The organism is Longimicrobiaceae bacterium (assembly GCA_035696245.1).
GTDB lineage: Bacteria > Gemmatimonadota > Gemmatimonadetes > Longimicrobiales > Longimicrobiaceae > DASRQW01.
The window spans coordinates 1-7,568 of record DASRQW010000118.1 but is presented as its reverse complement, the minus strand read 5'-3'; the positions used below and the strand labels follow the sequence as shown (position 1 = coordinate 7,568).

The 7,568-nt window shown below is 64.3% G+C and carries 7 protein-coding genes; 5 read left to right on the top strand and 2 right to left on the bottom strand.

What is annotated here, in order from left to right; genetic code table 11:
* Both VFE05_05320 and VFE05_05315 read left to right on the top strand, forming a co-directional pair.
* Nucleotides 1–873, top strand: an 873-nt coding sequence (locus tag VFE05_05320; GenBank protein ID HET6229480.1) for a hypothetical protein, incomplete at its 5' end; no start/stop codon positions are given.
* 3 nt (nt 874–876) lie between these two features.
* Nucleotides 877–3,099 carry a hypothetical protein gene (locus VFE05_05315; GenBank protein ID HET6229479.1) on the top strand — a complete coding sequence of 741 codons (2,223 nt, stop codon included), beginning with the start codon at nt 877–879 and terminating at the stop codon, nt 3,097–3,099.
* 109 nt (nt 3,100–3,208) lie between these two features.
* Here VFE05_05315 and VFE05_05310 read toward each other — a convergent pair whose 3' ends face one another.
* Complete coding sequence (locus tag VFE05_05310) at nt 3,209–4,180, bottom strand: COX15/CtaA family protein (GenBank protein HET6229478.1); 972 nt, start codon at nt 4,178–4,180, stop codon at nt 3,209–3,211.
* Between the two features lie 268 nt (nt 4,181–4,448).
* Here VFE05_05310 and VFE05_05305 point away from each other — a divergent pair, with 268 nt between their 5' ends.
* The 3 genes from VFE05_05305 to VFE05_05295 all read left to right on the top strand — a co-directional run bounded on the left by VFE05_05305 (nt 4,449) and on the right by VFE05_05295 (nt 6,386).
* The gene (locus VFE05_05305; protein HET6229477.1) at nt 4,449–5,531 is read left to right on the top strand and encodes a heme o synthase; all 1,083 of its coding nucleotides are present in this window, start codon (nt 4,449–4,451) and stop codon (nt 5,529–5,531) included.
* Nucleotides 5,528–5,791, top strand: coding sequence for a hypothetical protein (locus tag VFE05_05300; GenBank protein HET6229476.1), 264 nt, complete (start codon nt 5,528–5,530; stop codon nt 5,789–5,791). Before VFE05_05305 ends, VFE05_05300 begins: the two co-directional genes overlap by 4 nt.
* 61 nt (nt 5,792–5,852) lie before the next feature.
* Nucleotides 5,853–6,386, top strand: coding sequence for a DinB family protein (locus VFE05_05295; GenBank protein ID HET6229475.1), 534 nt, complete (start codon nt 5,853–5,855; stop codon nt 6,384–6,386).
* Between the two features lie 253 nt (nt 6,387–6,639).
* Here the strand turns inward: VFE05_05295 and VFE05_05290 are convergent.
* Nucleotides 6,640–7,568: hypothetical protein (locus tag VFE05_05290; GenBank protein ID HET6229474.1), on the bottom strand; the 929-nt coding region annotated here is incomplete at its 5' end.

Here is a 7,568-nt window from a genome sequence, read left to right as displayed (position 1 = left end):
ATTCAACAGGTGCTGATCGGGGCGTTGCTGCGTACATCCATTGCGCGACCAGAGCTCGCCGAGAATCTCGATTTGGCGCGTTATCCTTTGATGGAGTATGCAGCTTGTACATCGGCTTCGCGCAAGCCGATAATTTCAACTGTGATGGAAGAAAAGGTAGCGTGGTTACCGACGGATGAACTGTTTCTGTCGAACTTAGGCCCGCAATTCCACGACAACGTGTCGGTCCTGCTTCATCGGGCAGGTGCTGGTGGTTTGATCAACGGTGTTCGCCGACTGCAATTGAACAATCTTTTGTTTCAGCCGCTTCAGAATGCCCGCGACTATGGTAGACCGGACGATGAGGGGGTGGATTTGCGAGGAATTGCTCTTCAGCTTATTTCATCTATACAGCCGCAGACTGCGAGCGTTCACGAGTATCTGTCGGAACTAAAAAAGACCACGCCCGGTTTTGATGGTATGCACCTTGAGTTCTTAATCCATGACTTCGGACCAGGAATAGCCCGGCATTATTATCGGTCCCGACAGCAAGCGTATGGAGAAGACGATCTATTTACCGGCCATATAGTTAGAGAGTGGTTTCAGGTGAAGGCTGCATTCGAGAGGCATTCGACGAGCAAGTACTTCGCTCAGAAGACCTCCCGTATCGGGTACGAACCGGGTGTCGGATTGGCTGGTTTGATGAGCGCGCTGAAGCAGCTTCATGCCTACGCTGAGATTCGAACCGGGCGTCTCCGCGTTTACCGATGGTTTCGGGTAGATGAAATCGTTGCGCGCGCGGACTTACTCCTTCCAGCGGTTCCCCCATCTCCCAGTTCTTGCTTTTCTGGAACTATGGTGCGCTTGCTTGTGCCTGTTCTTTCCGGGGAGTGAGAGATGCCGCATACAATTACTTACGCGCGCTTTGGGGGAATCGGGACCGGGTTTCGTATTCACCAGTGGACTGACGCGCCTGTGGACATGCTGATCTATGATGTTCATGGAGAGCTTGGTCCTTCCAGTTTGCGGGATCGCTTACTTGCTCTAGAGATACCCCCACCTCCGCCTGTGGTGGTTCTGCGTGGAATCTCACCATTTATCCGTGAAGAAATTCTTGTTGGAACCGGTATTACAGACCTGAGCGAGTTCTTCCCTCAGTCATCGGTTTTCGAGCTTGTCGTATCCGATCGCATCGAGTTGTTACCTGTCTATACTCCTGAGGTCGAATCCAAGGTCGCTACTCCAGATCTGGCACTCATCCGCGAGGCGGAGGTGTTAGCCCTTCTCGTATGGTCAGATGCGATTTGGTCCGATCGAAACTACCATTTCGTTGTTCCATCAGGGCAACATGCTGACAAATTCGTCCGTTTTGGGGATCTATTTGTTGAGCCAGTCAACATCACTCGCCTATCAGACTGGTGTCTAGGTTTTCTGTCCACGTCCTGCGTATTAATCGCGGATACTTTTTCACTTTTACCGTTGATCCAAGAACTCCGGTTTCGGGCTATCACACTCAGCCCGTCTTGTGAATTGAGATGGCATTTGCTGCCGATGTATGGCATCTCAAATGAAGAAATTGAGGAACGTCTAAGTGATATCATACCTTGGGCCCGAGAACATGCTGCGCCTCTAATCTCATTGGTCAGCGTCACGGCTTCTGGGGGGTACGTGCGGCGTTTGCAAGAGGAGGTAAGTCGGTTCTTGGACGCACCGGAACTCATCACAACCATCCTCTGCCAAGTTGGTGGGACGCGCGACGAGCGAGCATTGGCATACGTTCCAGGCAAACACTTCGCAGACGCGGTTCACTGCGAACTGTGCTCTGGATCGAACTCTAAGCCAATTGAGATCGATCAGCGTCGATTTACCACTTGGGTTGGGAGCAAAGTCTTGGATCTTCCGAAACCTACTACGATGGAGGAGCATGTCCCTGTGATAGCTGATTTGGATCGGCAAGGAGCATTTCGGCTTCACGTTGACAGACCGGATCGTCACGGTCACCTATCTATCTTCATCGACACCAGCCGCTTACTTACGAGCCGTGTATTCCGGGCAAAGGCTACGATTGGTTTGGCGAGGTGCCACGTCGGATTTGTTCCCGATCTTGTGCTTGTTCCAGAGCACGCGGATTCGGGTTTGATTTGCGAGTGGTTAAAAGAGGAGGGAACGACAGGAGCATTGCATCTTCCAATTGGCGGCGTTATGCCTGAGGCGACTCGCAAGCGGATTGCTGAGGCACATAGCATCCTTATATGTGATGACTCAATCATCACTGCCCGGACAATGCGAGCGGCATTGGAGATCGTCCAAGGAATCAAGACGCAGGTTCAAGATCTCAATTTTGCCTTTCGTGCTTTTGTCCTCGTCGCTAGGCCCGCTTCTCCTGAGACCTGGAAGGGGTTGTCCGACCGTTTCTTTATTGGGCGGCAACGCTGTCTCTTTGCTGCATGGGAGATCAACCTTCCAGATCGTGGGTACGGGTCGCGGGATGACTGCCCTTGGTGTACCGAACTCCGAATACTCGAGAACGCTCAACCTAAAGCTCCGCCGTCCGCGCGCTCGTACTTGGATTCTCGGATAGCGAGGTTGACCGAGAGAATCGGCCTGGAGAGTGCGATTTATTTGGGCGCTGAACAGAACGAAACACCCGCGACCTGGCTAACGGGCACGCATACGTCACCGGGTTCATACTTGGGCAACATCTCGGATGTGGCAGCGTACGTCGCAAGTGCAGCGCTGCTCCAGACGATGCGGAACGAGTGGGGGGCGTCGATTGAGCGTTGGTCGATGCAGTATATAATCCCACTCCACCAAGCGCTGGAGCGGTTCACAGACCCCGTTATTGCTGCAGCGCTTTTACGCGGCATCCGCCGGCTAGAGGTTCGAGGAACGGAAGTGACCTCGCGGCTCACAGAGATACTGCTAGAGATAGATCACGGGCAGCAACATCCGGTTTTGGCCGCAGAAATCCTGTTCGCAGCCGCGCAAGATAAACTGCCTCACACGTCCGAAATGGAGAAGTTCCGAGAGTACCTGGTCAAATTGCCAGAGGATGCAAGGCACGCGATAAATGCTTTAACTGCAGATCCTAGCGGAGTTGGCGTTGAGCACGGAGCCTGATTTCACGATGTCAGGCAATCCGACACAAAGTGAGTTCCAATGCTACCGCACGCTGTCAGAACACACGACGTTCATAGCCCCTGGCTGAGTTCTAGCCTCAGTTCTGAACTCAGATGTCCCCCGGCACGAAATCTCGGCCGAGCGGTCGGTTGAGTACCGCATCATCCGCCAGTGCGGCGGCGGTGGTGACGACGAGGACGATCCAGACGACGTCGGCCATCAGCAGATGTACGATCTGCATCGCCAGCGGGGCGAGGAGGATCACGTTCACCGCGCCGACGAGCAGCTGGGCGACGAACAGCCCGGCGAGGGCCTTCGACAGACGCGCGGTCAGGGCCGACGGACGGGTGCGGCGGACCAGCCAGCCCGCGAACACGACGTAGAGCGAGGTGGCGATGGCGAGGGCCGGGTGCACCACGCGCAGGCGGACGAGGAAGTGCGCCGTGGCCGACATGTCCGCCCGCAGCCCGGCGGTGAGCGACGTCGCGGGGAAGAGCGTGTCGCCCAGCGCCGTCACCGCGCCGCTGACGGCCACGAACAGCGTTGCGGCCAGGGCGATGCCAAGCGGCCACAGCACGGCGCCCCGCCCGCGCGTCCGCACCCGCGCGCCGGTGGAGAGGAACCAGGCCGTGAGCGTGATCGCGGCCAGCAGCAGGAAGGTGTTCGTGAGATGCGCGGCCATGCTGAACGCCCGCAGCGACGACTTGTCGCCCGCGACCAGGCGCAGGAGGACGAGGCCGGCGCCCAGCAGCGCCTCCATCACCATCAGCACCATCGAGACGACGGCCGCGCGCCGCGCCAGGTGCCCGCGGGGAGCCGCGCGCAGCGTCCACGCGAGCAGGCCGACCACCAGCAGCAGCGCGAAGCCGCTGGAGACGCGGTGGGTGAACTCCACCAGCTCCTTCGTCTCGCGCAGCAGCGGGACCACGCGGCCGTTGCACCTGGGCCAGTGGCGCCCGCAGCCCGCGCCGGCGCCGGTCGCGCGCACGTACGCGCCCCACAGCACCACGGCCACGTTGTAGGCGAGCACGCCCCACGCATAGCGGGCGAGCGCGGAAGGCTTGGACTGAGCAGCGGGCATCGGAGCCGGGACACGGGACGGGAGATGCGCGGCGGACCGGCCGCGCGGCGGCTGAAGGATACCCCGGCGCCGCGCCCGCGTGCAAGCGTATGCGGCGTTTCGGCTTCCATGCGCGGAGCGGGCTGTGGGGAGATCCACCACACACCGGTCGGGACGAGCCCGCCGGTGCGCCGCCGCGGGGTGGCGCCCGCACAGCGCAGGTGTATATTTGGCGCGGTCGTCCGGGCGCCTTCCGCCTTCGGACGGGCACGCACCCAAGCGCAAGCCAATGGCAGAGAACACCGCATCGTTCCGGCCGGGCGTGGTGCCCGTGGCCCCCGTGGCCGAGCACACGCCCGAGTCCCGGATGACCACCGGCACGCAGCGCGCCGGCATGGCCGCCGCCGCCACGCCGCGCGGCCGCGTGCGCCAGCAGCTGGCGGACTACGTCACGCTCACCAAGCCGCGCATCATCTCGCTGCTGCTGGTGACCACCGTGGCGCCCATGGTCGTCGCGCTGCGGGCGTGGCCGAGCGGGTGGCTGGTGCTGTGGACGGTGCTGGGCGGCTACCTCATGGCCGGCGGCGCGAACGCGATCAACATGTTCATCGATCGCGACATCGACGCGCACATGCCGCGCACCAAGCTGCGCCCCATCCCCAGCGGCCGCATGTCGCCGGGGCACGTGCTGGCGTTCGGCGTCACGCTGGGCGCGGCGGCGTTCGCCCTGTTCGCGCTCAAGGTGAACCTGCTCAGCGCGTGGCTGGCGCTGGCGGGGCTGCTCTACTACGTCTTCATCTACACCCGCTGGCTCAAGCGCACGTCGCCGCAGAACATCGTGATCGGCGGCGCGGCGGGCGCGTTCCCGCCGCTGGTGGGCTGGGCGGCGGCCACGGGCGGGCTGTCGCTCACCGCGGTGTACCTCTTCCTGATGGTCTTCTTCTGGACCCCGCCGCACTTCTGGGCGCTGGCGCTGGTCAAGCAGAAGGACTACGGCCGCGTGGGCGTGCCCATGGCCCCCAACGTGTGGGGCGAGCGCGAGACGATGCGGCAGATGCTCTTCCACGCCGTCGTTCTGCTCGGCGTGACGCTGGCGCCGGTCACGTACGGTGGATTGGGCCCGGTGTACGGCATCCTCGCCGCGGCGCTGGGGCTCTGGCTCATCCGCGACGTGGTGCGGCTGATGCGCGCCGAGAAGCTGACGCAGCCCGCGTGGACGCTGTACCGCAACTCGCTGCTGTACCTGGCGCTGCTCTTCGCGGCGATGGTCGTCGACGGCCTGGCGCCGGTGGACCGGGGGCCGGACCGCTCGGCGGTGTTCCTGCGCGACCCGGCCTACGCCGCCGTCGTGCCGGTGGACGCCCCGCGGTGAGCGAGCGTCGCACGCTCGGCTTCCACGCCACCGACCCGTCCACGGGTGACACGGTCGTGATTGAGCTGTCGCCGCCCGATGCGGACGGGACGATCGCGTTCCGCGAGTGGCCGGCGGGGCAGGCGACCGCCGCCGGCATCGAGGGCACGGCCACGGCGGCGGAGTTCGAGGAGCGCATGCAGCGATGGGCCCGCGCCGGCTGGAAGCTGGGCGAGCCCGTTCCCATCGTGATGGAGTGGCTCCGCCGCCACGCCCGCTAGTCCCCGCCCGCAGGTCCGCATCCCCCCGCAGGTCTCCCCTCCAACCCCCCGGAGGTCCCCCATGGCAGCTGCCGCCAGCCGCACCGACAGCAAGTGGGACGCCGCGCTCGACGATCACCGCGTGGCCATGGCCGCCTTCGTAGACGCGGCCGAGCACGTGCGCGCCGATGCGTGGATGCAGCCCCGCGCGCCCGGCAAGTGGACGCCCGCGCAGATCGTGGAGCACCTCACGCTGGCGTACGAGGCGCTGCTCAGGGAGTTGAACGAGGGCACGCCGCTGGCGACGCGCGTGCCCGCCTGGCGCCAGACGCTTCTGCGCTGGATCGTGCTGCCCCACATCCTCTTCCACCGCAGCTTCCCCGTGCGCGCGCCCGCCCCGCGCGAGGTGCGCCCCTCCGCGGGCTCGCCGGACCGCGCGGCGGCGCTCGTCCGCATCCGCGCGCTGGCCGACCGCTTCGAGCGCGAGCTGGGCCGGGCCCGCCGCACCGGCGGTGGCCGCCTCACCCACCCGTACTTCGGCGCGGTAGGCCCGGTGAAGGTGCTCCGCTTCTGCGCCGTCCACCTCGACCACCACCGCGCCCAGTTCCCCATCTAGCTCACTGCCGGACTGCACCACCTCGTCCTACATCTCCGGAAGCCCGTTCCACCGTCCGACGCGTAGGGGTGCGATTCATCGCATCCGATCCGCCTAAAATGCAAATCCGATTCGACTTGCGCGAATTCCGCCCCCGCATCTTTCCACCCGATCCACACGACGAAACGAGAGCTTCCGCGGTCCGCGGTGGCTCTCGTTCCTGCATCTGCAACATCGTTGGGCGATGACAGGCCGCGTCGGGCGCGGGTGGACGTCAGAAGGTCGTCTTGCGGGAGCGGAAGATCTTCTGGTCGTTCTCGGAGACGATGAGCCAGCTTCCGCCGCGCAGCTCCAGCACGAACGCCTGCCGCTCGCTGCCGGTCCACCGCGCGTGCTTGCCCTCCAGCTCCCAGGCACGGTCCACCAGCACGCGGGCCACGCCGGGCTGCGGGAAACTCACGTCCTCGTGTCGGAGCGTCATCTTCTTCTCTTCGTCGTACAGGGCCATCGCGGCGGCGCGGTCGCGGCGGATGGCATCCTTGGCGTACCCGTTCTGTAGATAGAAATCGACGCGGTCCGCGTAGTGGGCCATGTGGCGCTCCAGGTCGCCCGCCACGAACGACTCGTTGAGGTCGCGCAGCACCCCGCGCACCACGTCCGCCTCGCGCTCCGGATCGAAGCTCGACGGCGGCGCCGCCACGCCGGAAACCGTTGTGGGCACTGCGGAGGGAGATGCGCCCGAAGGCGGCGGAGTGGTGTCGACGGAGCCCTGGAGCCGCAGGAACTGGTCGTCGAGACGCGCGAGCTGGGCGGAGTCCGCGTCGAGGGTGTCCGCGGCCGGCGGGACCGCAGCCACGGGCTCCGCGGCCTTGCGGTGCGTGCCCTTGGCGAGTGCGACCAGCCCCAGCAGGAGCAGCGGCACCAGCCAGAAGACGCGCGGGATGGGCTTGCGGGGGCCGGCGGCCGCCGGCGCCTCGGCGGACACCATCGCGGGCTCGTCCTCCGCATCCACCGCGACGGTTCCTGGCTCGTCGTCCATCTCCACTGGAACGACCACCGGGGGCGCGGCGTGCTCCACCCGGATCGTGGAGGTCACGTCGGGCGGCGGCGCGGCGGCGGCCACGTGCAGGACGGTGCCCTCTTCCGCGACCACGCTGGAGAGCGCGTCGGCGAACTCCGCGGCGGTGGGGAACCGCTGCGCGG

Excerpts from the sequence above, each read along its gene's own strand:
- VFE05_05315 (HET6229479.1), top strand. The coding sequence starts at position 877 with ATGCCGCATACAATTACTTACGCGCGCTTTGGGGGAATCGGGACCGGG.
- VFE05_05305 (HET6229477.1), top strand. The coding sequence starts at position 4,449 with ATGGCAGAGAACACCGCATCGTTCCGGCCGGGCGTGGTGCCCGTGGCC.
- VFE05_05295 (HET6229475.1), top strand. The coding sequence starts at position 5,853 with ATGGCAGCTGCCGCCAGCCGCACCGACAGCAAGTGGGACGCCGCGCTC.
- VFE05_05310 (HET6229478.1), bottom strand. The coding sequence starts at position 4,180 with ATGCCCGCTGCTCAGTCCAAGCCTTCCGCGCTCGCCCGCTATGCGTGG.